Origin of the sequence: Algoriphagus litoralis, from assembly GCF_003259255.1 — a bacterium.
Classification (GTDB): domain Bacteria; phylum Bacteroidota; class Bacteroidia; order Cytophagales; family Cyclobacteriaceae; genus Algoriphagus; species Algoriphagus litoralis.
In genome coordinates, this window is sequence record NZ_QGOL01000003.1 from 366,141 (window position 1) to 392,009 (window position 25,869).

The 25,869-nt window shown below is 42.6% G+C and carries 27 protein-coding genes; 18 read left to right on the forward strand and 9 right to left on the reverse strand.

The genetic code is table 11. The features are described 5' to 3' along the window. Nucleotides 1–70 precede the first annotated feature (70 nt). Together DK188_RS05000 and DK188_RS05005 are read left to right on the forward strand one after the other, a co-directional pair. Nucleotides 71–1,783, forward strand: a complete 1,713-nt coding sequence (locus DK188_RS05000; protein WP_111669700.1) for a sodium:solute symporter — start codon at nucleotides 71–73, stop codon at nucleotides 1,781–1,783. A 31-nt stretch (nucleotides 1,784–1,814) separates the two neighbouring features. After that, nucleotides 1,815–2,675 carry a DUF1684 domain-containing protein gene (locus tag DK188_RS05005; RefSeq protein WP_111669701.1) on the forward strand — a complete coding sequence of 287 codons (861 nt, stop codon included), beginning with the start codon at nucleotides 1,815–1,817 and terminating at the stop codon, nucleotides 2,673–2,675. Between the two features lie 43 nt (nucleotides 2,676–2,718). Here the strand turns inward: DK188_RS05005 and DK188_RS05010 are convergent, their stop codons facing one another. After that, complete coding sequence (locus DK188_RS05010) at nucleotides 2,719–3,747, reverse strand: sugar phosphate isomerase/epimerase family protein (protein ID WP_111669702.1); 1,029 nt, start codon at nucleotides 3,745–3,747, stop codon at nucleotides 2,719–2,721. A 243-nt stretch (nucleotides 3,748–3,990) separates the two neighbouring features. On the opposite strand from DK188_RS05010, the gene DK188_RS05015 reads away from it, so the two are divergent. The 4 genes from DK188_RS05015 to DK188_RS05030 all read left to right on the forward strand — a co-directional run bounded on the left by DK188_RS05015 (nucleotide 3,991) and on the right by DK188_RS05030 (nucleotide 7,227). Further along, on the forward strand, nucleotides 3,991–4,857 hold the full coding sequence (locus DK188_RS05015; RefSeq protein ID WP_111669703.1) for a TraB/GumN family protein: 867 nt from the start codon (nucleotides 3,991–3,993) through the stop codon (nucleotides 4,855–4,857). 31 nt (nucleotides 4,858–4,888) lie between these two features. After that, complete coding sequence (locus tag DK188_RS05020) at nucleotides 4,889–5,947, forward strand: sensor histidine kinase (protein ID WP_111669704.1); 1,059 nt, start codon at nucleotides 4,889–4,891, stop codon at nucleotides 5,945–5,947. Nucleotides 5,948–5,950: 3 nt separating this feature from the next. After that, nucleotides 5,951–6,670 (forward strand): LytR/AlgR family response regulator transcription factor, encoded by a 720-nt coding sequence (locus tag DK188_RS05025; protein WP_111669705.1) that lies wholly within the window; start codon nucleotides 5,951–5,953, stop codon nucleotides 6,668–6,670. A gap of 131 nt (nucleotides 6,671–6,801) precedes the next feature. Further along, nucleotides 6,802–7,227 carry a hypothetical protein gene (locus DK188_RS05030; RefSeq protein ID WP_111669706.1) on the forward strand — a complete coding sequence of 142 codons (426 nt, stop codon included), beginning with the start codon at nucleotides 6,802–6,804 and terminating at the stop codon, nucleotides 7,225–7,227. 99 nt (nucleotides 7,228–7,326) lie between these two features. On the opposite strand, the gene ggt is transcribed toward DK188_RS05030, so the two are convergent. Genes ggt through DK188_RS05045 form a run of 3 tightly spaced genes read right to left on the reverse strand, consistent with a single transcriptional unit; the run spans nucleotide 7,327 to nucleotide 11,760 of the window. Beyond that, entirely contained in the window at nucleotides 7,327–9,027 is a 1,701-nt protein-coding gene (gene ggt / locus DK188_RS05035) for a gamma-glutamyltransferase (RefSeq protein WP_111669707.1), read from the reverse strand. Then, nucleotides 9,024–11,399 carry a S9 family peptidase gene (locus tag DK188_RS05040; RefSeq protein ID WP_111669708.1) on the reverse strand — a complete coding sequence of 792 codons (2,376 nt, stop codon included), beginning with the start codon at nucleotides 11,397–11,399 and terminating at the stop codon, nucleotides 9,024–9,026. The genes ggt and DK188_RS05040 overlap by 4 nt, the downstream gene beginning before the upstream one ends. A gap of 25 nt (nucleotides 11,400–11,424) precedes the next feature. After that, a complete protein-coding gene (locus DK188_RS05045) occupies nucleotides 11,425–11,760 on the reverse strand; it encodes an Hpt domain-containing protein (RefSeq protein WP_111669709.1) in 336 nt (111 codons plus the stop codon). Between the two features lie 170 nt (nucleotides 11,761–11,930). On the opposite strand from DK188_RS05045, the gene DK188_RS21625 reads away from it, so the two are divergent. From DK188_RS21625 to DK188_RS05055, 3 genes are read left to right on the forward strand one after another with little or no spacing between them, the layout of a single operon-like run. Continuing rightward, the gene (locus DK188_RS21625; RefSeq protein ID WP_198672964.1) at nucleotides 11,931–12,089 is read left to right on the forward strand and encodes a hypothetical protein; all 159 of its coding nucleotides are present in this window, start codon (nucleotides 11,931–11,933) and stop codon (nucleotides 12,087–12,089) included. Then, a complete protein-coding gene (locus tag DK188_RS05050) occupies nucleotides 12,086–12,544 on the forward strand; it encodes a DUF2452 domain-containing protein (RefSeq protein WP_111669710.1) in 459 nt (152 codons plus the stop codon). Before DK188_RS21625 ends, DK188_RS05050 begins: the two co-directional genes overlap by 4 nt. Nucleotides 12,545–12,547: 3 nt before the next feature. Then, the gene (locus DK188_RS05055; RefSeq protein WP_111669711.1) at nucleotides 12,548–13,192 is read left to right on the forward strand and encodes a DUF7255 family protein; all 645 of its coding nucleotides are present in this window, start codon (nucleotides 12,548–12,550) and stop codon (nucleotides 13,190–13,192) included. A 51-nt stretch (nucleotides 13,193–13,243) separates the two neighbouring features. On the opposite strand, the gene DK188_RS05060 is transcribed toward DK188_RS05055, so the two are convergent. Both DK188_RS05060 and DK188_RS05065 read right to left on the reverse strand, forming a co-directional pair. Beyond that, nucleotides 13,244–13,861, reverse strand: coding sequence for a deoxynucleoside kinase (locus DK188_RS05060; RefSeq protein ID WP_111669712.1), 618 nt, complete (start codon nucleotides 13,859–13,861; stop codon nucleotides 13,244–13,246). Between the two features lie 6 nt (nucleotides 13,862–13,867). Continuing rightward, the gene (locus DK188_RS05065) at nucleotides 13,868–14,758 is read right to left on the reverse strand and encodes a 3-hydroxybutyryl-CoA dehydrogenase (RefSeq protein ID WP_111669713.1); all 891 of its coding nucleotides are present in this window, start codon (nucleotides 14,756–14,758) and stop codon (nucleotides 13,868–13,870) included. 293 nt (nucleotides 14,759–15,051) lie between these two features. On the opposite strand from DK188_RS05065, the gene DK188_RS05070 reads away from it, so the two are divergent. Next, on the forward strand, nucleotides 15,052–15,885 hold the full coding sequence (locus DK188_RS05070; protein WP_111669714.1) for a CvfB family protein: 834 nt from the start codon (nucleotides 15,052–15,054) through the stop codon (nucleotides 15,883–15,885). Here the strand turns inward: DK188_RS05070 and DK188_RS05075 are convergent. Beyond that, nucleotides 15,882–16,241, reverse strand: a complete 360-nt coding sequence (locus DK188_RS05075; protein ID WP_111669715.1) for an arsenate reductase family protein — start codon at nucleotides 16,239–16,241, stop codon at nucleotides 15,882–15,884. The two genes, DK188_RS05070 and DK188_RS05075, sit on opposite strands and share 4 nt — an antisense overlap. A 167-nt stretch (nucleotides 16,242–16,408) precedes the next feature. On the opposite strand from DK188_RS05075, the gene DK188_RS05080 reads away from it, so the two are divergent. Then, a complete protein-coding gene (locus DK188_RS05080; protein ID WP_111669828.1) occupies nucleotides 16,409–16,897 on the forward strand; it encodes a YkgJ family cysteine cluster protein in 489 nt (162 codons plus the stop codon). Nucleotides 16,898–16,941: 44 nt separating this feature from the next. Continuing rightward, nucleotides 16,942–17,874, forward strand: a complete 933-nt coding sequence (locus DK188_RS05085) for an ROK family protein (RefSeq protein ID WP_111669716.1) — start codon at nucleotides 16,942–16,944, stop codon at nucleotides 17,872–17,874. Here the strand turns inward: DK188_RS05085 and DK188_RS05090 are convergent. Continuing rightward, nucleotides 17,855–18,244 (reverse strand): hypothetical protein, encoded by a 390-nt coding sequence (locus tag DK188_RS05090; RefSeq protein ID WP_111669829.1) that lies wholly within the window; start codon nucleotides 18,242–18,244, stop codon nucleotides 17,855–17,857. The two genes, DK188_RS05085 and DK188_RS05090, sit on opposite strands and share 20 nt — an antisense overlap. Before the next feature lie 226 nt (nucleotides 18,245–18,470). On the opposite strand from DK188_RS05090, the gene DK188_RS05095 reads away from it, so the two are divergent. From DK188_RS05095 to DK188_RS05120, 6 genes are all read left to right on the forward strand, one after another. Then, nucleotides 18,471–18,965, forward strand: coding sequence for a DNA topoisomerase IV (locus DK188_RS05095; protein WP_111669717.1), 495 nt, complete (start codon nucleotides 18,471–18,473; stop codon nucleotides 18,963–18,965). A gap of 9 nt (nucleotides 18,966–18,974) precedes the next feature. After that, the gene (locus tag DK188_RS05100) at nucleotides 18,975–20,873 is read left to right on the forward strand and encodes a DNA topoisomerase IV subunit B (protein ID WP_111669718.1); all 1,899 of its coding nucleotides are present in this window, start codon (nucleotides 18,975–18,977) and stop codon (nucleotides 20,871–20,873) included. Between the two features lie 88 nt (nucleotides 20,874–20,961). Beyond that, the gene (locus DK188_RS05105; protein WP_111669719.1) at nucleotides 20,962–21,591 is read left to right on the forward strand and encodes a SatD family protein; all 630 of its coding nucleotides are present in this window, start codon (nucleotides 20,962–20,964) and stop codon (nucleotides 21,589–21,591) included. After that, on the forward strand, nucleotides 21,575–21,901 hold the full coding sequence (locus tag DK188_RS05110) for a hypothetical protein (RefSeq protein ID WP_111669720.1): 327 nt from the start codon (nucleotides 21,575–21,577) through the stop codon (nucleotides 21,899–21,901). Before DK188_RS05105 ends, DK188_RS05110 begins: the two co-directional genes overlap by 17 nt. Then, on the forward strand, nucleotides 21,902–24,535 hold the full coding sequence (locus DK188_RS05115) for a DNA gyrase/topoisomerase IV subunit A (RefSeq protein ID WP_111669721.1): 2,634 nt from the start codon (nucleotides 21,902–21,904) through the stop codon (nucleotides 24,533–24,535). It abuts the gene before it with no gap. A gap of 16 nt (nucleotides 24,536–24,551) precedes the next feature. Next, nucleotides 24,552–25,262, forward strand: a complete 711-nt coding sequence (locus DK188_RS05120; RefSeq protein WP_111669722.1) for a TrmH family RNA methyltransferase — start codon at nucleotides 24,552–24,554, stop codon at nucleotides 25,260–25,262. Here DK188_RS05120 and DK188_RS05125 read toward each other — a convergent pair whose 3' ends face one another. Continuing rightward, complete coding sequence (locus tag DK188_RS05125; RefSeq protein WP_111669723.1) at nucleotides 25,263–25,865, reverse strand: hypothetical protein; 603 nt, start codon at nucleotides 25,863–25,865, stop codon at nucleotides 25,263–25,265. Nucleotides 25,866–25,869: the final 4 nt, after the last annotated feature.

Genomic DNA, 25,869 nt, shown 5'->3' on the forward strand with positions numbered 1-25,869 from the left:
TTTACCTCGGCCTGATGGCCAGTTTGGTGATGATGATTGTGCTGTTTTATTGGCTAACTGTGGCATTCGCATGAGTACACTAGATTGGATAGTACTCTTTGTTACCCTGCTCTCGATTGCCAGCTATGGAGTGTATAAAACCCGGGGGAAGAAAAATCTTGATTCGTATTTGCGCGGAAAAGACGCCAATTGGTGGGCGATAGGCTTATCCATCATGGCAACCCAAGCATCTGCGATTACTTTCCTGAGTACTCCCGGGCAGGCCTATGAAGATGGAATGCGATTCATTCAGTTTTACTTTGGTCTGCCATTGGCGATGATTATCATCTCGGTGAGCTTTATTCCGATTTATTACAAACTCAAAGTCTACACCGCATACGAATACCTTGAAAATCGATTTGATCTCAAAACCAGAACCCTAACAGCACTTCTTTTCATTATCCAGCGAGGATTGGCAGCTGGGATTACCATCTATGCTCCGGCGATCATCCTATCGACACTTTTGGGTTGGAATCTTACTTGGACCAATATTTTCATTGGTTGTCTGGTGATCCTCTACACGGTGTCAGGAGGAACAGAAGCGGTTGCTATTACCCAAAAACAACAAATGGCAGTCATGATGGGGGGCATGGTGCTGGCCGGAATTATTGTCATTCAGATGCTTCCGATATCGTTTCAGGAGGCACTGCATGTGGCAGGCAAAATGGATAAACTCAATGTGGTGAGTTTTGAGTTTGACCTGGCAGACCGATACAATGTCTGGTCCGGCATGACCGCTGCGGTTTTTCTTTTCTTGAGCTACTTTGGTACAGATCAAAGTCAAGTTCAGCGCTACCTGTCTGGTCAAACGCTCACTCAAAGCAGAATGGGTTTGATCATGAACGGATTTTTGAAAATACCCATGCAGTTTGTGATCCTTTTTATTGGTGTGATGGTGTTTGTTTTTTACCAGTTTATTCAGCCACCTGTGATCTTCAACCAGGTGCAGACCGAAAAACTCAAGCAAAGCGAATATGCACCGCAGTTTGAAGCGCTGGAAGAAAAGTATTCGGAGAATTTTGAGTCAGGAAAACTTGCATACCAAGAAATGCTGGGAGCAATAGATGCTGCAAATCAAGACCGCGTGACCCTTATCCGTGAGCAAATTAAAGGTATCAAGACCGAACAAAATGAGATTCGGGATGAAGTGAAAGCCCTCATTGTTCAAAACGATCCAGTCGCCGAAACAAGAGATACCGATTATGTTTTTATGCGGTTTGTGATGGATTACCTTCCCAAGGGGATTGTAGGATTGCTTTTTGCAGTTATTTTCTCCGCGGCGATGTCATCTTCCAGTTCGGAATTAAATGCACTCGGGTCTACCAGCACGGTAGATCTCTACAAGCGCTCCATTAAAAAAGATGCCAGTGACGAACACTATGTCATTTCATCCAAGGCCTTCACTGCGTTTTGGGGAGTGGGAGCTATCCTTTTTGCGACCTATGCCTCCCTTTTTGAAAACTTAATTCAGGCTGTAAACCTGCTAGGCTCTCTTTTTTATGGTACCATCTTAGGAATCTTTATTGTGGGATTTTTTATGAAATGGGTCAAAGGCAGAGCTGTGTTTATCGCAGCATTACTCTCACAGGCCCTGATCTTATTGATTCATTTCCGAAACGGAACAGGGATTTTAGGCTTTCACTGGGACATCGGTTTCCTGTGGTACAATGCAGTAGGTTGTATTGCAGTGATGATTTTTGCAGGATTGATTCAGCCACTAGTAGGAGAAAAGAAAACGAATTAATTAAAAGTCTGAAATCTAGGAGTTGCCTGCAATGAAAAATTTCTTCATCACATTACTGTTTTTGATCGGACTGAATCCTGTTTTTGCTCAAAATTTGGATTTTGAAACCTTTAGGGTTCAAAGAGCACAAGAACTTTTGGCTGAGGATGGCTGGTTAAATTTAGTTGGATTGGAATGGTTTGATGAGCGCCTTCCTTATCTGAATCGAACCAAAAATGACAGTTTGTTGCTTTCCGAAAGAATAGAAGGGAAGAACATTGGCACTTTCCAGTTTAGGAATGATTCGATTTGGTTTTTTTTCAATCAAAAGATTACAAAAAAGATCAAACGCCAACTGCCTGCCAAGATTCTTCAATTTCCAGTTGTTGATTACACTTCAGGCGGAGTGTACTATGACCGATGGAAATGGACTGTGATTAAGAGAGGTGATAAATTTGCGATGCGATTGCGGGATTTGGAGCATCCGGCTTTGTCAGCTTTTAAGCCCATTCCTTATTTTGACTATGATTCAGCTTTTAGGGTTGAGGCGCTTTTCGTTCCCAAATTCAACGAAACTATGGACATTCCTAATGTACTTGGACAGCTCGTGGAGTGGAAAGTAATGGGAATAGTAAAATTTCAACTTCATGGAAAAGCTTATGAACTGACTGCCTTAGACGAGGCTGGGAAATTTTTTGTGATTTTTTCGGACTTGACCAATGAATCTGAAACCTATCCAATCGGGAGGTATTTGTATGTAAGCTATCCTGACAAAAATGGTAAAACTATCCTAGATTTCAATTTTGCTTACAATCCACCCTGTGCGTTTACGGCCTTTGCCACTTGTCCCATTCCACCGAAACAGAATAGGCTGGAGACTTCAATTTCTGCAGGAGAAAAGATTCCAAAGTGATCTAAAAAAACCGAGTCAATTTCTCGACTCGGCTCAGGGCTTATTAGGCTAATGCTTTACGACAGAATTCCAAACATTTTTGGACTTCTTTGACTGCATCGGATCCTTCAGGAACTTGGTATTCCAGCTCGATGGTTGCTGGGAATTTATATTTGTTTTTCTGCATCAGCTTAAGCATATCACCAATCGGTGTATCTCCAGTACCCCAGGCGAGATTTCCTTTTCCATTAGCCGGGGTCTGTCTGTCCTTGGTGTGCATGCTGTAGATTCGGCTGTGCTGCTTTTCGATCAATTGCATCAAGTCTGTATGTCCAGCAGCGATGTAGTGACCCGCATCCAGATTTAAGCCATTCATTTTACTTTGCGAAAGCGCAGTATCCCAAAAAGTAAAAGTCTCCTGCTCGTGCCCATGGTATCCGACGCCCATTTTGTGCTGTTCACCCAATTTGCCCAATCTCAAAGTTTGAGCATCATCAGATGGATGCTCTAGTGTCACATGGGTTGCGCCTAGTGCTTTGGCAGCATTCATGCCATAGGCTATATCTGCATCGGTGTTATTCACTCCAAAAGCATTCGGCTTGAAGGCATAAATGCTCACTCCTGCATCTTTGTACATTTTCCGCACCTGCTCAAATTTCTTCATGTCAGCAGTGGCTCTCCATGCAGCCACAGTTTTAGCATAATCTTGGGCTTGAGCCTGCATATCAGCTAGTTCCTTGGTTTCATCTTCTGTAAGGGTCTCGCCTATTCGCTGCTTCCCTCCAAGCTGGAACATTCGCATGCGATTGATCGGTGAGGCTGGCATACCGGCAAAACTTTCAGCAGGATCTCCCATAAGTTCGATTGAACTCAGGCCACAGTCTACGACGTATTTCAGCGTAGCCTCGGCGCTTTGATCTGGCATGGAACGGAACGAATACGTAATGCAACCAATCTGAACCCCATTGATTTCTGAATTGGGCTTATTGAACGATTTGATCAGCGCAGGAGCACCCTGGAGCCAAGACGGTGCTACTGCAAGTCCGGCAATCCCTAGGGCTGATTTTTGAAGAAATTCTCTTCGATTTTTCATGGTTGAAATTGGGTTTGAAAGTGTACTTCTCAAAGTAGGACAAAAAATCGGGATTCTTGTTGAATTTAGATTGAGCCGTTTTTGGGAGATTTATTTGGTTGAATTCTAATTTGAATGCTTAAGAAAAAGACTTGAAATAGGAGTGAACTTCATTTATCGATAATTTCCTGCATTGATGGATTTGGGGCTGAATGTTGGCTTTTTTCTACGCTTCTTTACATCGATAATCAAACAACCTGAAACATGCAATCAAACTTCTTCAGAAGACTCAGCTTGGTCTCCGTATTTGCATTTTGTCTTGCTTGGAGTGCAACTGGACAAGAAAGCTCATTGCTTTGGAAAATCAGCGGAAATGGCCTTGAGAAAGAATCCTACCTCTTTGGAACGATTCATATTATTTGCAAATCAGACTTTCTGATGGATGAGCGGATCACTTCGGCTTTGGAAAGCACAGAGCAACTCATCCTTGAACTCGATATGAGTGACCCTCAGCTTCAGCTAAAAATGCAGCAAGTATCCATGAATCCTGGCATGAAATACATCCAAGCTGACATGGACGAACCCTTAGCCAAATCGCTAGATGAGTTTTTACTTAAAAACTATGGGGCAGGGTTGGCGCAACTTGGAGTTTTGAAGCCTTTTGTCCTTACCTCTATGGTCCTGCTCAAAGCCTTGCCTTGTACTGAGATGGAGAGTTATGAGACATTTTTTACCACTAAAGCCACAGCAGCAGGTATGCCAATCGCCGGCTTGGAAACTGTAGAATATCAAGTAGGCATCTTTGATCAAATCCCTCAGAAATTGCAACTGGATGAACTGGGTAAAATGCTTTCAGAAAACTATGCTCAAAACGAGTTTCAATCGATGATTTCGACTTATTTATCTGAAGATATTTTTGCTTTAGACCAAACGATGAATTCAAACGGCATGATGGCTGACTATCGGTCAATTCTACTCGATGAGCGAAATCAAAACTGGGTGCCAAAGATTGAGGAAGCCATGAAAAGCAAACCGGTTTTTGTGGCTGTGGGAGCAGGTCATTTGGCAGGGGAATTTGGGGTAGTTGCGTTGCTTAGAAACTCAGGCTATACCGTAGAACCGATAAGATAGCATATTGGCTGATGCAGCCTGTACCAAGCGAATGACAAAGAATAAACCCACATCCCAAAAGAACTCAAGAATCTACTGGTTGCTTCAAGTGATTGGCTGGAGTTCAATTATTTTCATTGAGACGATCAATTACACCTTTTTCATAGTGGGAGAGTTTCAGTGGGCTTACCTACAGCAGTTCTTTTTGTATTCATTGGTGGGTCTGATCGTGTCCCATGTGTACAAATCGGTTTTTATCAAGCTTGACGTTTTCGAAAAATCGCTATCACGCATCTGGATCAGAGCAATATTTGATGTAGGAATGATCACCTTGATCATGGTGATTTTGCTTTATTTACCCTATATCGTCACTGATTTCAGCAATATTCGGAAAAGTGAATTTTGGATTCCTTTCTTTGGTCAGATCATGAATCTGGGCCGATATGCGATAGTCTGGATTATCATTTATTACCTCTATCATATTCTGAAGAAGAATTCGGAGATCTCGGAGCAGAAGCTACTTTTTGAAAATGTGGCCAAATCCGCTGAACTCGAATTGCTAAAAAACCAACTTAATCCGCACTTTCTCTTTAATGCCCTGAATAGCATCAAAGCCCTGGTTTTGATCGATCAGGAAAAAGCCAGAGATGCCATTATTAAGCTTTCGGAGTTGCTTCGGTTCACACTGAATTATGAAAAAGCCCCCCTGATAGCCTTGAATGAGGAAATCAATGAGGTAATCAAATATTTGGAGCTGGAGCAGATTCGTTTTGGAAAGCGGCTCGATGTCCATATTTCTCTGGAAGAAGAAACCCTCGATCTCAAGGTTCCGCCTGCAATGGTCCTGACTTTGGCAGAAAATGCAATCAAACATGGAATTACGCAGCTTCCGGAAGGAGGGGGAATTTGGATCCAAAGCAAACTCCGAGGCAAAAACCTCACGCTAGAAGTTATTAATTCGGGGCAATTGAAGTCTACCTTCAACTTAGGAATTGGCTTGCAAAATCTACAGGTGCGGCTAAGAAGCCTGTTTTCTGATAAAGCCACTTTCTATTTGGATGAGCTGCCTAATTCAAAAGTTGTTGCTAGAATTACTTATCCAATAGTTTAAAAAATGAAAAAACGTGTCTATTTAGTCGATGATGAACTTCTTGCACTCGAAGAGCTGAAAGTGTTACTCTTGCCTTATGAAGATCTAGAAATTGTCGGTTTTTCGGATCGGGTAGAACAAGCGATTGAAGACTGCAATTCATTGAATCCTGACCTGATTTTCTTGGACATCAATATGCCGGGCAAAGATGGTTTTGAATTTTTGGAAAGTCTGGAGGAAGTGCGCGAAGTAATTTTTGTGACAGCCTATGATCAGTTTGCTATCAAGGCCTTTGAAGTCAATGCCTTGGATTATTTACTCAAACCGCTGAATCCAAAGCGACTGGCCGAAGCAATTCAGCGGTTTAGGTCCAGAAGTCAATCCTCGGAAAATCCTGCCGAAGAACGACTGAGTGCTGATAAAAAGATCTTTATCAAGGACGGAGAAAAATGCCATTTTGTGCCTGTTTATAAGATTTATCTGTTGGAAAGTGTCGGAAACTATGTGCGGGTTTTTTATGAAAATCAACAGCCTCTTTTGCACAAATCCCTGACTTATTTGGAGCAAAAGCTCCCGGAGGACCTATTCTTCAGAGCGAATCGTCAGTTCATGTTCAACCTGGATTTTATCAATAAGATCGAACCCTACTTCAACAGTACGCTTTTGATCGTGATGAAATCAGGCCATAAAATTGACCTGAGCCAGCGACAAAGTGCGAAGTTTCGGGAGATCACGGGGGTGTGATTTTGGTAAGTTGTGAGTTGGAAGTGAAATGTAAGAGGTTAATAGTGAGTAGTGAATCGTTTCACCAATTGTCACCGCGAAAAGTTGTAGCGATCAATTCTTGTGACCCGTCTTGATAAAAAATTGAACTTATGAAGAAACGTATATTGTATCTGTTGATTTCAATTGTATGTTTTCAGCTTTTATCTTGTTCAGAAGATGACAATCTTCCTTTGGTGGACTCAGCTGTTTTAATCAGCTCTGATGCGTATGATTCTGCCCTTTCTGATAATTATGCTATTCGATCGGTAAGTGTTGACGGTGATTTTTTAACCATCAGATTCAGTGCAAGCGGATGCAACGGGGAATCTTGGAAAGTAAAATTGATTGATTCTGGAGCTGTGGCTGAATCATTACCCCCTCAACGCTATTTGGTCCTGTCACTTGAAAACAAAGAATTATGCGAAGCTTTAATTACCAAAGAACTGACTTTTGATATTTCAAGCTTGCGAGTAGATGGAAATAGTGTTTGGCTTAATTTAAAAAACTTTGAGGAGGGCATTCTTTACGAATACTAGACTTCAAAATGTCCAAAAAAATAAGAAGTAAGTAGTCCAAACCTCTTACTTTTCACAACGGACCACTTTCAAATCCTGCCTTACTTCTCAGCAATACCCTTAAAACCCAACCGCTTTATCATCCCCGCGAGGATCCGCTCCTCCTTCGAGTTTTCCATTCGGTAAAACAAGGATCGCATCTACTTTTCCAATAATCGGACTGTTGTTTTCATTGATCAGATAGCCTCGGGATTTGAGTGTGGCAATCAAAGTCGAATCAAATGAATTCGGTTCAAAATTCACCAAGTCAGGTAACCATTGGTGGTGAAAGCGAGGGGATTCGACAGCTTCCTGCATTCCCATTCCGAATTCGGCCACATTCAAGATGGTCTGAAGTACTGAGGTAATGATGGTGGATCCTCCCGGAGTTCCTACCACCATCCAAAGCTTTCCGTCTTTTTCCACAATCGTGGGAGTCATGGAACTGAGCATTCGCTTACTCGGTGCAATGCTATTTGCTTCCGCACCGATAAGTCCAAACATGTTTGGAGTTCCGGGTTTGGCGCTGAAATCATCCATTTCATTATTCATGAAAAAGCCCAATTCGTCGATGTAAACTTTGGAACCGTAAGCGCCATTCAAGGTTGTAGTCACCGAAACTGCATTTCCTTCTGCGTCTACGATCGAATAGTGCGTCGTTTCCATACTTTCATAAAAAGCGATTTCACCTTTGGCAATCTCCTCTGATTTTGTTGCTTTCGCAAAGCTAAAAGACTCCATTCGTGACTTGAGATAGCCTGAATCAATCAATTGATCGACAGGTATTTCTACAAAATCGGGATCACCCAAATAGTAATTTCGATCTGCATAAGCTCTTCGCTCAGCTTCTACCAAGACTTGAATGTACTCCGCTGAGTGATGACCAAAATTTTTTAAATCATGCCCCTCTATCATTCCAAATATCTGAGCCAAAGTCACCCCACCGGAACTTGGTGGAGCCATGGAGATGATTTTCAAATCCCGATAGGGGAAAACCAAAGGATCTCTCCATTTGGCTTCATAGGTCGCTAGGTCTTCTTCTGAAATGATCCCACCTTTGGATTGGATGTGTTGGGCAAGGATTTTAGCAGTTTCACCTTTATAGAATTCGTCGCGTCCGTTTTTTGCGATTCGTTCCAGAGTTGCAGCCAAAACGGGGATTTTCAGCGTATCCCCAGCATTGATTTCCTTTCCAAAAAAGGTTTCCGGTCCATTTACTTCAATGAAGACTGCACTCGCACGCTGAAGCCGCTCCGCTTGATTAGGAGTAACAACAAATCCATTTTTAGCCAAATCAATCACAGGCTGTAGAATTTCCTTAGGGGTGAGTTTCCCAAACTTTGCCTGCGCTTCAAAAATTCCGGCAATAGTGCCAGGAACACCCGAAGCCAAGGCACCTTTGGTAGATAAGGCCGATAAAAACTCCCCATTTTCATCTAGGTACATGTCCTTTGTGGCTGCCAAGGGTGCCTTTTCCCGATAATCAATTGATCCCACCGAACCATCAGCCATTCGGTAGACCATGAATCCACCACCTCCCAAATTCCCGGCGAATGGATAAGTCACAGCCAACGCCATTTCGGTTGCCATCATGGCATCAAAAGCATTCCCGCCTTTTTGGAGAATCTCCAAGCCAATTTTTGAAGCTTCTTCCCGAGCCGAGACGACCATAGCTTTCTCAGCAATTAGGCCTGTTTTTGGTTCGGGGTCTTGTTCTTTTTTTCCGCAGGAATAAAGAAGAGTTGAAAGGAATAGGACCGAAATGAAGGCCGACTTTCTCATGGATTTTCTACTAGGAGCGTGTTGTTGAACAGTTTCAAAATTCGCTTGTACTCATCTGTCCATGAACTAGGTTCGACAAACCCATGATCCTCGACAGGATAGACTGCCATTTCCCAGTTGTCTTTTCCCAGTTCGATCAATCGCTGAGAAAGCCTCACCACATCTTGAAAATGTACATTGACATCCAACATGCCATGAGCAATCAGGAGATTTCCCTGAAGACCTTCAGCAAAATAGATCGGGGAGGAGCGGCGATAGGCAATTGGATCTTCTTCAGGTGTATTCAGGATATTGGCGGTGTAGCCATGGTTGTAGTGCGCCCAATCCGTCACTGAGCGAAGTGCTGCTCCCGAGGTGAAAATATCTCCATGATTAAATAAGGCCATCAAGGTGATGAACCCACCATAACTTCCACCATAAATTCCAATTTTACCCGGTTCAACCCCATGCTGAGCCATTAGAAATTTGGCACCATCCACTTGATCCGAAAGGTCCTTTCCACCCATATGGCGATAGATTCCTGTTCGCCAATCCCGCCCATATCCAGCAGAAGCGCGGTAATCAATATCCAAAACGGTATAGCCCAGATCAGTCAGCAGGTTATGAAACATGTATTCTCTAAAGTAGCTGCTCCACCATTTGTGGACATTTTGCAAGTACCCTGCACCATGGACAAAAATCACAGCAGCGCCGTTTTTCTTTGAAGCTTCGGGTAGATAGAGTCTGGCAGGCACTTGTGCACCATCTTCTGCGGTGAATCTGACAATCTGTGGATCTCTCCACGAATAGGCCTTGAATTCTTCGCTTTGACCTGAGGTCAGTTTTTGGGCCTTGGCACCGACTTTATTCTCTTGCACATAGAGTTCCGCTGGTGTGTTGCTGTATGAATAGATTATCGCCAGCTTTTTTTCATCAGGGGAAAGGACTACTTCATTGTTGCCGGTCATAGAGGTGAGCTGCTCCCGAGCTCCACCCATTACAGGCATGCGATAGAAATGACGCTCTCCGGGATCTACCTCAGAGGTGGTCATATACCAGTGTTTTTGATCTTTGGAAAGGAAGGGGTCAAAGACTTCAAATTTGCCGCTGGTAAGGGCTTTTTTTGTTCCAGTTACGACATCCAGCAGATATAGATGCGAATAGCCGCTTTCTTCAGACTGGAAGTAGATGTGCTGGTTGTCAGGCAACCAACCCAATACTCCACCGCCAAATCCACCGCCAACTCCTGGACCACCAATCCAAGCTTCATCCCGTTGTCGGTCCAAAGTTTTAAGCGTACCAGTTGTTAAATCAACTTCCGCAATCCATCGGTCTTTGTTGTCAAAAGCACGGACTTGAATGACGGCTCTTTTGCCATCTGGAGAAAAAATCGGACTTGATAACAAAAGGTCACGCTCTTTTTCTTCCCATTTTTTGTCAGGATAATCACTGACATAGTCTGGCAAGTCTTTGATTCCGGGCAAATCTGAGGTGCCGACAAAATAAACCGTATCCCTGTTGAGGTCATAGATTCCGACCTCTACCTTGGCTGGTTTGTTTCCAACTTTTGACCGGGTATTTAGATTTTCAGTGTAGCCTGAGGCATCAACATAGTTGGGTACGATGGTATTTTTATTGGAAGCTGGAGTGTAAATGGTAAAAGTGGCAAATTTCTCATCGGGAGAGAGCTGAAGATTAGATAGGTTTTTGCCCTGTGTATAGTACACAAATTCGTTATTGGATGACTCTCGGATAGACGCACGATAGGCTCTGGATTTTTCTTGGGCCTCTTTTCGCTGTCTTACGACGTCCAACAATTCCAAGTTTTCAGCTTCCAAAAAGCCGGGATTGGATGATGAGGGTCCGCTTCCGGTTGCAGGCTTTGAGCCATTGGAGATGTGGGTTGCCTGAGTGACACTTTTTGATCTTCTGTCTAGGACAAATACATTTCCTCCAGAATTGAAGGCAATCCTATTTTCATCCGCAAGAAATCGGAGGTTGGAAATAGACTCATGCCAATCTAATATTGCAGCACTTGTCTTCTTTTTTAGATCGTCGAGTATGATCGAATTTCCTTTACGATAGATCCGAAGGGAATAGTCGGAATTGTAAGTACTTCCAGGCTTTTCAAGTGATTTTTCTTCTTCCCAGTGAACTTTTGAGATCTGAGTAGGACTACTTATGTCAATTTTGTAAAGGGAATCAGCCGGGTCATTTTCTAGATTGTATTGGAAAAAAATCTGATTTCCATCCTCGCCCCAGTGGTGTGAAGAAGGGAATGTTCCCATCCATTTGGGATCACGCATGATGTAATCGACTGATAATTTGGATTGGGCCGTTGCTTCTGCTAAAAACAAAACAAGAAACGGCAGGAGAAATAATTTTCTCTGCATAATAAATGAAAGGTGTAATTTGATATTAGTTAATTCTGGAGATAAAGGTGTTTAATTCGCTTTCGATGAGCAGGATTTGCTTTTGGAGCGAGTCGTTTAATGGGGCTGAAGACTCCAAGTTTGCCTCGATTTCCTCCAAGGTTTTGCGGGTTTTTATCGCACCGATATAACTCATGCTTGGCTTGGCTTTGTGACAGCGCTTTTTGATCGTGTTGTAGTCCTTTTCATGGTAAAAAGAGCCCAGTTCTTTCAAATCCTTAATATTCGTATCCAATATTATCTGGATCATTTCCCGGATCATATCCGGATCATCGTCACCAAAGTACTGATAAATGGATTGCTCACTGATAATTTGGTACATATTCGGGTGAAAAAGAGGGTGAACTAGTAAAAATCCGGTGTTGAATGCATGGTGATAAATTTAAAAACATTTTTCAAAAAGCCTTATTTCCTTTTATGAGTTTTAATTTTGCGTGATCGAAAACAAGTCTGTCCATAATTTTGTCTTCGTGTAAGAGTAAAATGAAATCAATGAGTAAGAATAAAAAAATCTTCCTTGCGCTGTTTGTCATTTTTATGCTGATCATGCTCTGGATCGGTTATGACATTTCTCAACGGACGACCTTTCCGGGATCAAAAGGCAATTTGAAAGAAAGGATCTCGACAGAGGTAGAACCTGAAAAAAAATGATCGGAAAAAAAATAGATGTAGATAAGCTCGATTTGGAGCGAATGAAAGACAAAACCACTGAAAATCCAGGGATTTTGCCTTATGCCCATCACTCCGGAAGCGCTATTATTAAGCCAGAGGATAAAGGCAAAATCACAGGAAGAGCAGTAGCTGCTATGCACAGTCAGACCGACATGCAGATGGCTCAGATCTACGATCAGATGCGCCTTCTGGCTGATCAGGCTAAGAAAATCCAATCCCGAATCGAAGTTTCGGAGCGGATATACCAAGCTTCGATTGCATTTGAACCGCTGATTAATCACCGGTATTTTTTATATCAAAAAGCTGACGGATCAGACTTCATGAGTATGATTGCTCCTGAGGAATGGGGTAGAAAAAAAGATTGGGCAGCTTTTGTCGCAGAAGTCAAATTATTAGCGGATCACACCTGGGAAATCCTGAGAGAAACTACCTAAGGAATGGAGCATTTGATGACCCGGCAGCTTGACTTGATTTTGAAAGAAGGTGCCGCGGATTACGATTGGCAGTTTGAACTTGACGTGAATGCCAACTATCTGGAATCGAAGGGGGAAATTTGGATTAGGGAAATTTTTGAGGATTTAGGCGGTACAGGGGCTCTCCCTTTGCTTGAAAAGCTCAAATTTGATTTTAAACTTGGTCGATACCTCATCCTTTGGGACGATGAAGTACACTTCAATCGGTACAGACTAGTGACGCTAAGGTCCGAAATGTACGGCGAATGGAATTTCCCTTTTTCAGAAAGCTACAAAAGACTGTGTCGTACCTTCGAAAAGGAATGTCTCAAAGTAGGCCTTCAGCAGCGTATTTGGAATGGTCCGCCCCTTGCGAAGAGCGTCTTTGGTCAAGCGGAAGAATCTGGTGATTTCTCAGGAAATGGAGCTTCAGGCTGGAAATTGCTGGCTTACAATGATGCTCAATACGACCTGCAAACCCGGCTTCACGGCTACAAATTGATCAGACTTTGTCCCTATGAGACAATCATGACAGGAGGATCACTGAAGCGTCTCGATCAATTGCTCATCAATCCAAAGGAAGAACAACGAGTCATGCTATTCAATTGGCTGATGCGGAAGATAGCCTGACTGAGTGTTGGTTGTCGTGTATTTTGATCCTGAAATCTGGAATCAGGTGAATCAAGCAAAAAGCCCAAACATCTCCCGCTCGATCTTTTCCACAATAAAAGAAAAGTCTTCCGGCCTCTCCACGAAGTCCAGGTCATTGACATCTACGATGAGTAATTTTCCTTCCTTATAGCCCTCGATCCACTCTTCGTAGTGAGAATTCAGATTTTTCAGGTAATCAATTCGCATGGCCGTTTCATAGCTTCGACCTCGCTTTTCGATTTGCCCGACCAATTTCGGGATGTCTGCTTTCAGATAGATCAGGAGATCAGGAGCTTTCACATGCGAGATCATGGAGTCAAATAAGCTGCGGTAATTGTAGTAATCCCGCTCCGTCATGAGTTTGCTTTTGTAAAGATTGGCTGCGAAAATGTAGGCATCCTCATAGATTGTCCGATCTTGAATAGTAGAGATTGGACTTTCTTGGATTTTACGAATTTGATTGTATCTCGAGTTTAAAAAATAAACCTGAAGATGGAAGGCCCACCGCTTCATATCCTCATAGAAGTCCGGCAGATAGGGGTTTTGGTCTACAGCTTCAAACTCAGCCTTCCAGCCATAATGTTTGGCGAGCTTCTCTGTAAGCGTAGTTTTTCCACTACCTATATTTCCTGATACGGCTAAATGCATGGCAATTTATTTTGAAAATCTGGGTGCTACCACAAGATCTTTACTTCCTGCAGTGTATCGATAGAAACCTTCTCCTGTTTTTACGCCTCTATAGCCAGCTTCGACCATGTTTACCAAAAGTGGGCAAGGGGCATATTTTGGATTGCCAAAGCCTTCATGGAGTACTCTCAATATCGAGAGACAAACGTCCAAGCCGATAAAATCCGCAAGTTGGAGCGGTCCCATTGGGTGAGCCATCCCAAGTTTCATTACCGTGTCGATTTCAGAAACTCCTGCTACACCTTCAAAAAGCGTGTAAATCGCTTCGTTGATCATCGGCATCAAGATTCTGTTTGCCACAAATCCGGGATAATCATTCACTTCTACTGGGTCTTTCGATAGCTTTTGCGAAAGCTCCATGATTCGCTGCGTCACCTCATTAGAGGTAGCATAGCCACAAATTACCTCCACTAATTTCATGACAGGCACAGGATTCATGAAGTGCATCCCAATGACTTGAGTTGGACGCTGAGTTACCGCAGCTATTTTGGTGATGGAGATGGAGGAGGTATTGCTGGCAAGGATAGCATCTGCGGGAGCAAATTGATCTAGTTGCCGGAAAATATCCAGTTTTAGGGCCATGTTTTCGGTAGCTGCTTCTACGACCAAACTGGCATGCTTCACTCCTTCTTCCAAACTGGTAAAGGTGGATACTCTCGATAAGGCTGCGTCTTTATCTTCTTGGGAAAGAGAGCCTTTAGCTACCTGACGATCCATGTTTTTGGATATCGTAGACAAGGCCTTTTCAAGAAACTCTGGCTTGATGTCGACTAGGGAAACATCGTATCCGTGCTGGGCAAAAACATGGGCGATGCCATTTCCCATGGTGCCCGAACCTATGACTGAGATTGATTTCATAATCCGTTGAATGAAAGGAGTGAATGCTATAATTTGGGTTTATTTTGGCCAAAAGGCCACTAATGAAGAGCTCAAAACTAAGTCTAAGCCACTCCATTTCCAATTCAAACTTGTCCTTTCCTGACTTTGTTTGTCGCAGAATTTCCGTGGGGCGACAGGATTTATCCCTAACTTTGACGGATTAAATCGAGGCTACATACTTTACCTTGGGTGAACTCTTTCGATTATCTGAGAATCTCCTGAAGAAAAATCGGGACAGGCTATGTGGCCTTTAAAAATCAAATTAAAAATACATGAAGGAACTTGGCCTGATCAATAAATTATCAATAAATCGATTCACTGACTTTGGAGCTTATTTAGCGCTCAGTGATGGGGGAGAGGTGCTTCTTCCAAAAGGCTATCTCAAAGGCGAGGAAAAAGAGGGGGACGTACTTGAGGTATTTGTCTATACCGACAGCGAAGACAGACCGGTCGCCGTGACCCAAAGACCATTCGCACTCTTAGATGATTTTGCTGTTTTGGAGGCCAAAGAAGTGACCAAATTTGGAGCATTTATGGATTGGGGATTGCCAAAAGATCTTTTTGTCCCAAATGGAGAAATGGCAAAAAACATGGAAGTTGGACAAAAATACCTGATTCGGGTCTGTGTTGATTTTAAAAGCAACAGACTGATCGGAGTGAGTAAATACCGGGATTTTATGTATCCGGCACCCAAGGATTATGAGCCCGGTAATGAGACCGAGGGGTTGATTTTTGAAAAAACCGATTTGGGCTACAAGGTACTGCTAGAGGATAGATATGAAGGGTTGATTTATTCAAATGAGGTTTTTCAGCCCCTGGAGCTAGGATCAAAACGGAAGCTATGGGTGAAAAAAAGAAGGGATGATGGTAAGCTTGATCTACAAGTGTTGCCTGTGGGAAGAGTAAAATACGATGAGGGTTCAGAGAAAATCTTAGCTATTTTGGAAGAAAAGGGTTTTTTGCCTCTTCATGACAAGTCTGACCCTGCAGAGATTCAAGCTGTATTGGGTATGTCAAAGAAGCACTTCAAACAGTGCATCGGCCAACTGTTCAAAGCGCGACAGATCGTCATCAGTCCTGAGGGAATTTCTGTAAACCGCGATTAATCCAGTTTAAGAATATCACTTGGGGTATTGCAGAGGATTGCTCTCTTTTTGAAAATGGCAATCGGTGCTTTGATGAGGTAGGAGTAATTGGCAAGAATATTCAGCCAACCTTCATCATCCCAATCTTTGCCAGCAATATGTTTTTGGTAATCCGGATGAGCTCGATTCATGAGGTCTTTTGCCCTCAAGTTGAGAAGCTTCAGGATTTGGTCCCACTGCGTAGCAGTGATCTTCTCCTTGATGACGTCTATTTCATTGACAAACTTGGTCAAGGATTTTGCATAAGCTTTGGTTTGCTTGTCTACAGTCTGTGTGGGGCTATGATAGAAGTAAAGTTCTGATGGATGGAGTTTCATAGTCGTTTGGGTTTAGTTAGATGAATTTACCAAAAAATACGATCGATTGGAAATCATTTAAGGTTTTAAGTGTCATTCAAAAAAACGCCGACAGCCCGATCAAATAAACGATTGGATTTTTTTGATTTTATTTAAGTGCATATAAATCAATCATTTGAAAATTGAAAATAGATCTCGAAAAATTCTCCAAGGAAAGTAAGTCAGAATTTCCCGGAAATAAGAAGCTGAGGGACAAGCTCAAAAACACAAAACCGAAGAACCTGGATTCAATTTTCCTGCAGCTGCATGAAGATACTTTCCAAGAACTCGACTGCCTGGACTGTGCAAACTGTTGCAAGACGACAAGTCCTATTTTTATTCAAACTGACATCGATCGTCTCGCGAAAGTTTTCAGGATGAAGAGCAGTGAATTTATCGATGCCTATCTTTTCAGAGATGAAGAGGGCGATTATGTACTTAGGTCATCGCCTTGTCCATTTTTGGGAGCTGATAATAAGTGTCTTGTCTATGAAGACCGCCCAAAGGCTTGCCGTGAATATCCTCACACAAATCGAAAAAATATGCTGGGGATTTTGGACTTAAGTTTGAAAAATACACTGGTCTGTCCTGCTGTATTGAAAATTTTTTACGAGATCGGCAAAGATTATAGGAAGTAAACCGTTTCTTTTGCTTTTTTAACAATCAAACCTATAAATAAACAATGAGCAAACAGGATTCTCTTTTTTTGGGTGTAGATGTCGGAGGCACACATCTCAAGATCGGATTAGTAGACAGGGAGGGCACTATGCTGGACTTCCAAAAAGAAGATACTACTCCCTACAGAGATCATCCTGATGGTTTTGGAAAATGCTTCATCGAGGGGATGGGGAAATTTCTGGCCAAATACCCGGAAGTTGAGAAAGTAGGCATCGGCTTGCCTGGTATGATATCCAAGAACCGAACGACTCCATTGGAAATCCCCGCTATTCCGGATTTGAACGGATTTCCACTCAAAGCAGGATTATTGGAAAAGTACCCCAATCATGAATTTTTCATGGAAAATGACGCTGCCGCCGCTGCTATCGGTGAATTCTACTATGGTAAAGGCGATGTCGCCGAAAATTTCCTGTTTATCACTATGGGTACCGGAATTGGCAGTGCGTTGGTTTTAGATGGTCAGGTATTCAAAGGATCAAGGGGAAATGCACTGGAAATGGGTCATATGCTATCCAGAGGAAATGCAGGGTTGGAAACACTCATCGGGAGAAATGGAATCCTGCGGATAATGGACAATCTGATCAATGCTTATCCAGAAAAAGCAGGAGAGTTGATTGGCAAAGATCTGGGAACCCATTTGCTGGTAGATACCGCAAAGACGGGAAACGAAGTATCGCTAATGGTATTCAAGGAAGTAGCACAGATTCTCAGTGAAGCGATTGTATCTACTGTTCGCATTTTGGACGTTACTGACGTTTATTTTGGAGGGGGGATTTCAGCTGGCCTCGAATTTATGATGCCAACCATTGAGTACAATACGAGGAAGTTTCTGACTCCCTACTATGTGAAAGACCTTAAACTGAAAAAAGCTACTCTTGAAAACAATGCAGGTACCCTTGGTGCAGCTGCCCTTTGCTTTATGGGTTCAGGGTTGTGATAGTCACTTCTGATACTTTACTGATCGCATTCATTCGGAAAAGAACTCGCAGGGGTTCTTTTTCTTTTTCCACGCCGGCACAATCTCCGCTGGGCTCGATAAAGTAGAAGAAAAAACTTTGGCTTTTATCCACTAATTCTACTCGGTCTGGTCGCCCAAAGGTCTTGATCAAAGCCTGATTATCCGCCCCAAGGAAGGTGTTTTTGATCGCCTGAAATGCCTCAAGTTCCTGCATTCTGAGACCTTTGCAGCCATCGCGGTCAGATTTCCAGTTTTCAAGATTTACATTTCCGGCATCTAATGGACCACTGCAAGACAACATGGTAAAAGCTGATAGCAGGATGATTAGTGGATAGGTTAGTTTTTTCATTTTGATGTAATTGAGCCGCAAAGATGGTGTCAATTTTTGAAGCTTTCCCAAAAGCTTTCAAAGGTTTTAAGGCCTAGAATTCTGGATTTATCGGCAGTTCATTGAGTTTCACTTGATTGGGCTATCCCTGACTTCAGTTGTCAGTTAAATCGCTCTTTTGAACACATTTTTAACTCATTCGGTTTACCCAAATCGGTTATATTAGCGCATTCAATCACTCAAACTTATGTATTACAGATTTGGAAAGGCATTCTACTTTGTCAGTATTTTGCTTTTTGTGTTCTTTCTCCTGTACTTCTATTCGGCACTTCCAGAGACCGTCGGATTAGGCATCGATGAAAATGGAACGTTGATTAGAGATTGGGAAAAGGGTTCTTTTTTTTATGGCATGATTGCAGCGTTTGTGATTTTCAATGGAATCATCTTATTGCCGCCTAAGTCCTTGGAAACGAAATCAAACAAGCGGCTTCACCGGATATTTCCAATTGGGGATCCGTTTCGGGATTATTTTCTTGCCTGGTTTTATTCTTTTGGAGGCATAGTAAATCTCAGCTTGGCCTTATTGGTGTTTTTTGTTCACTCGATCAACAATCAGGAAGAAATTTCCAGTAGCCAGTTTGACTTTTTCTTTTACTTGCTTCCAGCATTTTTGGTAGTTTGGGTGATTGGACTGTTTGTCCTGCTGATCGGCAAATTCAAGCAGGTTCAGAATAGAGATTAACGTAGCATTATGGCAGAACCAGTAAAATATACAGAAGACAGTATCAAATCTCTGGATTGGCGTGAGCATATCCGCCTTCGTCCAGGGATGTATATCGGAAAATTAGGTGACGGAAGTGCTCAGGATGATGGAATCTATGTCTTGGTCAAAGAAATTTTGGACAACGCCATAGATGAACACATGATGGGGTATGGCAGGACGATCGATGTGAAAATTTCCGAGCACAAGGTTGAAATCCGAGATTATGGGCGGGGCATCCCTTTGGGAAAAGTCATCGATTGTGTCTCCAAAATCAATACCGGAGGAAAGTATGATTCCGGGGCTTTTCAAAAATCAGTAGGATTGAATGGAGTCGGTACCAAAGCGGTCAATGCCTTGGCAGATTTTTTCAAAGTTCAATCCTTTCGGGAAGGTCAATCCAAAATGGCTGAATTTGAAAAAGGGATTTTGGTGAATGATCCGCCTATAGGGCCTTCCAATGATCGAAATGGAACCAAAGTCGTTTTCTCTCCGGATGCTTCTATTTTCAAAAACTACCACTTCATCCCAGAATATCTCGAAAATCAGATTTGGAACTATGCCTATCTGAATGCCGGATTGACAATCAACTTCAATGGGAAGAAGTACTTTTCTGATCGGGGTTTGTATGATTTGCTTTCCAATAAGATTGATGAGGAAAGTATACGCTATCCGATCATTCATCTTAAAGGAAACGACATCGAGGTGGCTATTACTCACTCAGGTTCGTACGGTGAGGAATATTATTCGTTTGTCAATGGGCAATATACGACGCAAGGAGGGACTCACTTGGCTGCTTTTCGCGAAGCGATTGTGAAAACGATCCGGGAATTTTTCAAGAAAGACTACGACGCGTCAGATATTCGGCAATCTGTCGTAGCGGCTATTGCAGTGCGTGTCCAGGAGCCTGTTTTTGAGTCGCAGACAAAGACCAAACTGGGTTCTCAGAGTGTCGGTCCCGATGGGCCTACCCTGAGGACTTTTGTGAATGATTTCATCAAAACCGAACTGGATAATTATCTCCATAAGAACCCAGCAGTAGCAGATGCCTTACTCAAGCGGATTTTGCAGTCTGAGCGTGAGCGCAAAGAGATTTCAGGGATCAAAAAGCTCGCAAATGAGCGTGCCAAAAAGGCCAATCTTCATAACAAAAAACTGAGAGATTGTCGTGTGCATTACGATGATCCCAAGGCCAATGAGGATGTAAAAAACAATTCGATGCTCTTCATCACAGAAGGGGATTCGGCTTCCGGTTCTATTACCAAATCGCGTGATGTACAGACTCAGGCTGTATTTTCACTTCGTGGAAAACCCCTCAACTGTTTTGGCATGACCAAAAAGGTGGTCTATGAAAATGAAGAGTTCAATCTGCTTCAGCATGCCTTAAATATCGAAGACGGAATCGAAAATCTACGCTATCGTAAGATTGTCATCGCTACAGATGCAGATGTGGATGGGATGCACATCCGATTGTTGATCATGACCTATTTCCTCCAGTTTTTCCCTGACCTGGTGAAAAATGGGCATCTTTTTATCCTCGATACGCCTCTTTTCCGGGTTCGGAATAAGAAGGAAACGATCTACTGCTATTCTGATGAAGAACGGCAGCGTGCGATTCACAAGTTGGGGAGCAAGCCGGAAATCACCCGATTTAAGGGACTTGGAGAGATTTCACCTGAAGAATTCGGGACATTTATTGGAGAAAATATTCGGCTTGATCCTATCATTTTGAATAAGGAGACCAAGATATCTGATCTGCTTACGTTCTACATGGGTAAGAATACGCCGGATCGACAGCTTTTCATTATCGATAATCTGAAAATTGAAAAAGATCTGGCTCTGGATGATCCGAGAAAAACTGAAGAGCAAGAGGAGCTTGACGTAGTTTAAATTTGCATGAAAAATACAATAAATATATTTTTGTATAAAATATGCAAAAAAATATATATTTGTATAAATAATGCAAAATTAGAAACTTATGTCACATTGGATATTAATGGGAGATATCATAGGAAGCAGGGAAGGAGATCAAACCCTACTTCAGGAGAATTTTGCGAGGTTGATCCAAAAGGTGAATCAAGATTATTCTACCAGCTTTGAATCACCGCTGACCATTACACTTGGGGATGAGTTCCAAGGCATTGTCACTTCGGCAAAAGAAGCCGCTGAAGTGGTCATAGCTTTGGAGGAGTACCGCTGGGATCTGGATGTAGAGATTCTGATTCGATATAGCTTGGGATTCGGGGAAATTTCTACGCCTATTAACCCAACAATAGCCTACGGGATGCTGGGGCCTGGACTTTCAGAAGTAAGGGAAGCTTTGGTCGAAATGAAGCAGGAAGAGGATAGAATGGTGATTTCTGGTACGATTGCTAAAAAAACACAAATGGCATTGGCCATGAATATCCTCTTAGAGATGCAAGAAGAATGGAAATGGAAGGATCGACAGATTATTAGTGGATACTTTCATTACCGAGACTATAAAAAAGTAGCTGAGATCTTAGCAAAAGATGTTTCGCTGATTTGGCGTAGGTTCAAGTCATTGGGATTGGAATCCTACCGAAAACGCAAAAAACTGACCAGATTGATTTATGCCGATATCGATTAGCTTTTTCCTCATTTATATAGGCTCTGAGTTGGTGGCATATGTTACATTTCGCAGGGTCAGAAAGCATTATCTGGGGGAATATGGATCAACTCGTCCCATGTGGAATGGAATTATTGAACGGATATTTCTTTATCTCTGCTTGTTTACAGAAGTATACCATGGGTTGACCTTGTTCGGGGCATTGAAAATTGGTACTAGGATTAAGGCTGACGAGAATAAAGTTTCAAACGATTATTTCCTGATCGGAAATATGATTTCGGTAAGTATGGTCTTGGTGACTACTTACATTTACCAAAATTGGATAGTATAAATGAGTGACGAAAATAAGACTGTAGAAGGTGGAGACGAAAGTCTTCACACCTCTGTGCCTATCACTGGCATGTATAAGGAATGGTTTCTGGACTATGCCTCCTATGTGATTTTGGAGCGGGCTGTACCAGCGATAGAGGATGGTCTGAAGCCAGTACAGCGGAGGATTCTCCATGCCATGAAGGAAATGGATGATGGCCGATTTAACAAAGTCGCCAATATCATCGGCCAATCCATGCAATATCACCCACATGGTGATCAGTCTATTGGCGATGCCATGGTGAACATGGGTCAAAAGGAACTGCTCATCGAGACTCAGGGAAACTGGGGTGATGTCCGCACAGGTGACGGTGCAGCAGCGGCGCGTTACATTGAGGCTCGTCTGTCCAAGTTTGCTTTGGATGTGGTGTTCAATCCGCAGACTACTGAGTGGCAGCTTTCCTATGATGGAAGAAAGCGTGAACCAGTCACGCTACCCGTTAAGTTTCCCTTGCTTCTAGCCCAAGGTGTAGAGGGAATCGCAGTGGGACTTTCTACTAAAATCCTACCACACAATTTTATCGAATTGATCGAAGGGTCGATAGAAATCCTGAAAGGAAACAAAACCAATGTCCTTCCAGACTTCATGACTGGTGGTCTGGCTGACTTCTCAGAATACAATGAAGGGCATCGTGGCGGAAAAGTAAAGGTTAGAGCCAGAATTGAAGAGGAGGATAGTAAGACGCTAGTTATCAAAGAGATTCCGTATGGTGTTACCACAGACTCTTTGATTGATTCTATCTTGAAAGCCAACGATAAAGGAAAGATTAAAATCAAAAAAGTCGTCGACAATACGGCCAAAGATGTCGAAATCCAGATCCAGCTGGCTCCGGGAGTTTCTCCGGATGTGACGATTGATGCCTTGTATGCATTCACGGACTGTGAAATTTCCATTTCACCAAATGCCTGTGTCATTATAGATGACAAGCCTGTATTCCTCACAGTAAACAGAATTCTCGAATACAATACACAGCAAACCAAAGAACTCCTCAAGCGAGAATTGGAGATTCGCAGAGGGGAATTGATGGAGCGTTTACTTTTCTCATCGTTGGAGAAGATTTTCATCGAAAACCGAATCTACCGGGATATTGAGGAATGTACCACTTGGGATGCAGTGTTGGAGGCAATTGATCGTGGTTTGGATCCCTACAAGCCTGACTTTTACAGGGAAATCACTCAGGATGATCTTGTTCGTCTGACAGAAATCAAAATCAAGCGAATCTCGAAATTCGATGCCTTCAAGGCAGATGAATTGATGAAACGTCTTCAAGAGGAGCTAAAAGAGGTCAATTACAACCTCAAGCATCTCACGGAATACTCGATCAAATACTATCAAAGTCTCCTGGATAAGTATGGAAAAGGACGTGAGCGAAAGACAGAGATTCGTGCTTTGGATACGATCGAAGCCACTGTGGTAGCAGCAAATAACGCAAAGCTCTACGTCAATCGGACGGATGGTTTTGTTGGATATGGGCTTAAAAAGGATGAGTTTATCTGTGATTGTTCTGATTTGGATGATGTGATTGTTTTGCGTCGTGATGGTAAATTCATGGTATCCAAAATTCAGGAGAAAGGATTTATGGGAAAGGATATCCTGTATGTAGGTGTTTTTCGAAAGAATGATGACCGAATGACCTACAACCTGATCTATCTGGATGGAGGCTCAGGTCGAGCCATGGTCAAGCGATTCCAAATCGGTGGGATCACAAGAGACAAGGAATACGATCTGACCAAAGGAACCAAGGGTACAAAAGTTCTTTACCTGACTGCAAATCCGAATGGTGAGGCGGAACTCGTGACTGTCTATTTGACTCAGGGCGCCAAAGCAAGAGTGAAAGTTTTTGACTTTGACTTTGCTGAGATCGAAATCAAAGGCAGGGGAGCAGGCGGGAATATTCTGACCCGATATCCAGTCAGAAAGATTCAACTGAAAATGGAAGGAAAATCCACGTTGGGTGGGATCAACATATTCTATGATGCCGTGATCGGACGGCTCAATACAGATCAAAGAGGCAAGTTAATTGGCAACTTTTTGGGAGATGATAAGATTCTTGTTTTTTACCGAAACGGCGACTACGAGCTTACCAGCTTTGAATTGACCAATCGATACGAACCCAAAGATGTGGTCTTGATAGAGAAGTTTGATATTCAAAAAGTCATCTCTGCCATTTATTTTGATGGTGGAACCAAAACTTTTTTTGTCAAGCGGTTTTTGATTGAAACTACCACTGTCAACAAGCGATTCAACTTCATCACGGATCATAAGCAATCTTACCTCAAGGTCGTATCGACTGCAAATCAACCGCAGGTTTCAGTCACGTTGAGTAAAGGAAAAGAAGATGAAATCATGGAGTATGACCTCGATATGCTCATCGATGTCAAGGGTTGGAAGGCCATTGGAAATAAGCTCAGCACTTATCCAGTCAAAGAAATTTCACTGATCATTTCAGAAAAAACCGATGAAGATGTGGGAAGTGAAGAAGAAGAAGAAGTCTCAGAGGTGGAGTCTGCTGATACAGATCAGGAGCTCGAAGTTGGAAGTAAGATCGATCTGACGCCTAAAAAAGACGATGATGAACAATTGGGGCTTTTCTAAAAGCCCCTGAGTTTTCATGACTAAATCTATATACGATAACGAATTTGATCAGGACCTGCTAGATTATTTAGGTCAATACATCACTGCCCATAAAAAATCAGTGATGGAAAAGGTGCTATCTAAACGAACCCGACATCTCACAGTCGTTTTGGAGGACATTTTTAAGCCTCACAATGCCAGTGCAGTGATCCGTACCTGCGATTGTTTTGGGCTGCAGGACATTCACATCATCGAAAAAACGGATCAATACAAGGTCAATCCATTTGTGACTCGTGGTGCCTCTCAGTGGGTTGATCTATACAAGCACTTCAAAGAAGGGACAAATTCTGTAGACAACTGTTTTCACACACTAAAGGCCAAAGGGTACAAGATTTATGGAACCAGTCCAGAGCCTTCTGCCATGCCAATTTACGATTTGCAGCCGACAGAAAAACTAGCTCTGGTATTTGGAAATGAGCACGAAGGAATATCAGAAGAGGTCAAATCCAAAGCAGATGGTCTCGTACACATTCCCATGCTGGGCTTTACCGACAGTTTTAATATTTCTGTTTCAGCCTCCATTATTTTGTATGATTTGGTTAAAAAGGCTGAGGAGCTAACCCTACCTGACTTTTACCTTTCCGAATCTGAAAAAAACAAGCTTCGGATGAAATGGTACCGTAGCGTGGTCAAAAATTCCGACATCCATGAAAAGGTTTTCTTTCAAAACCGAATAGAAAATCAGTGATTATTTCTTTTTGAATAATTCAGAAAAGGGGTTGACGGATTTTCTTTGAGATGATTTTTTGGCTTTTTGGCGTTGCCTTTGTTTGCGTTTCTGCTCCTTACTTTTCACCAACACAGTCCTCGCTGAGATTCCTACCTGTCCTCTGTAAAACTCCGATCTCCCGGCAAGATTTATATTTGGCTTGTAATCGAGTGAAATCACAGCATTCGCAACGGTTAATTCCACCCCAGCGATCAAGTCGATGCCAATCGTTGAATTTCCATAGGTATGATCTATAAGTTTGGTTTCCTCATTTTTCACAAAACTCTCCTCGTTGCCGAAAGCAATCCCTCCACCATAGTAGTAATTAAACCGCTTGGAAATAAGCGGGCGATGTCGTTCGGCGAGAAAAGATAAGGTTGTATTTCTATTGAAATCCGATTGCAAAATACCCTCAAGTGTTACTCGGTCAAGTATACGCTGCTGGACTGTAAGGCCAAAAGTTCGGTTTAAATCTGAGTTGCCAAGTCGTATTCCAACAGCTGTGCCGTATCGCTGAGAAAATGAAGCTTGAGAAGTAACCAGAAATATAAAAAAAGAGAGAAGGACGATTCGATTTTTCATGGAT

Coding starts and splice junctions, on each gene's coding strand:
- DK188_RS05000 (WP_111669700.1), top strand. CDS start 71: ATGAGTACACTAGATTGGATAGTACTCTTTGTTACCCTGCTCTCGATT.
- DK188_RS05005 (WP_111669701.1), top strand. CDS start 1,815: ATGAAAAATTTCTTCATCACATTACTGTTTTTGATCGGACTGAATCCT.
- DK188_RS05010 (WP_111669702.1), bottom strand. CDS start 3,747: ATGAAAAATCGAAGAGAATTTCTTCAAAAATCAGCCCTAGGGATTGCC.
- DK188_RS05015 (WP_111669703.1), top strand. CDS start 3,991: ATGCAATCAAACTTCTTCAGAAGACTCAGCTTGGTCTCCGTATTTGCA.
- DK188_RS05020 (WP_111669704.1), top strand. CDS start 4,889: ATGACAAAGAATAAACCCACATCCCAAAAGAACTCAAGAATCTACTGG.
- DK188_RS05025 (WP_111669705.1), top strand. CDS start 5,951: ATGAAAAAACGTGTCTATTTAGTCGATGATGAACTTCTTGCACTCGAA.
- DK188_RS05030 (WP_111669706.1), top strand. CDS start 6,802: ATGAAGAAACGTATATTGTATCTGTTGATTTCAATTGTATGTTTTCAG.
- ggt (WP_111669707.1), bottom strand. CDS start 9,027: ATGAGAAAGTCGGCCTTCATTTCGGTCCTATTCCTTTCAACTCTTCTT.
- DK188_RS05040 (WP_111669708.1), bottom strand. CDS start 11,399: ATGCAGAGAAAATTATTTCTCCTGCCGTTTCTTGTTTTGTTTTTAGCA.
- DK188_RS05045 (WP_111669709.1), bottom strand. CDS start 11,760: ATGTACCAAATTATCAGTGAGCAATCCATTTATCAGTACTTTGGTGAC.
- DK188_RS21625 (WP_198672964.1), top strand. CDS start 11,931: ATGAGTAAGAATAAAAAAATCTTCCTTGCGCTGTTTGTCATTTTTATG.
- DK188_RS05050 (WP_111669710.1), top strand. CDS start 12,086: ATGATCGGAAAAAAAATAGATGTAGATAAGCTCGATTTGGAGCGAATG.
- DK188_RS05055 (WP_111669711.1), top strand. CDS start 12,548: ATGGAGCATTTGATGACCCGGCAGCTTGACTTGATTTTGAAAGAAGGT.
- DK188_RS05060 (WP_111669712.1), bottom strand. CDS start 13,861: ATGCATTTAGCCGTATCAGGAAATATAGGTAGTGGAAAAACTACGCTT.
- DK188_RS05065 (WP_111669713.1), bottom strand. CDS start 14,758: ATGAAATCAATCTCAGTCATAGGTTCGGGCACCATGGGAAATGGCATC.
- DK188_RS05070 (WP_111669714.1), top strand. CDS start 15,052: ATGAAGGAACTTGGCCTGATCAATAAATTATCAATAAATCGATTCACT.
- DK188_RS05075 (WP_111669715.1), bottom strand. CDS start 16,241: ATGAAACTCCATCCATCAGAACTTTACTTCTATCATAGCCCCACACAG.
- DK188_RS05085 (WP_111669716.1), top strand. CDS start 16,942: ATGAGCAAACAGGATTCTCTTTTTTTGGGTGTAGATGTCGGAGGCACA.
- DK188_RS05090 (WP_111669829.1), bottom strand. CDS start 18,244: ATGAAAAAACTAACCTATCCACTAATCATCCTGCTATCAGCTTTTACC.
- DK188_RS05095 (WP_111669717.1), top strand. CDS start 18,471: ATGTATTACAGATTTGGAAAGGCATTCTACTTTGTCAGTATTTTGCTT.
- DK188_RS05100 (WP_111669718.1), top strand. CDS start 18,975: ATGGCAGAACCAGTAAAATATACAGAAGACAGTATCAAATCTCTGGAT.
- DK188_RS05105 (WP_111669719.1), top strand. CDS start 20,962: ATGTCACATTGGATATTAATGGGAGATATCATAGGAAGCAGGGAAGGA.
- DK188_RS05110 (WP_111669720.1), top strand. CDS start 21,575: ATGCCGATATCGATTAGCTTTTTCCTCATTTATATAGGCTCTGAGTTG.
- DK188_RS05115 (WP_111669721.1), top strand. CDS start 21,902: ATGAGTGACGAAAATAAGACTGTAGAAGGTGGAGACGAAAGTCTTCAC.
- DK188_RS05120 (WP_111669722.1), top strand. CDS start 24,552: ATGACTAAATCTATATACGATAACGAATTTGATCAGGACCTGCTAGAT.
- DK188_RS05125 (WP_111669723.1), bottom strand. CDS start 25,865: ATGAAAAATCGAATCGTCCTTCTCTCTTTTTTTATATTTCTGGTTACT.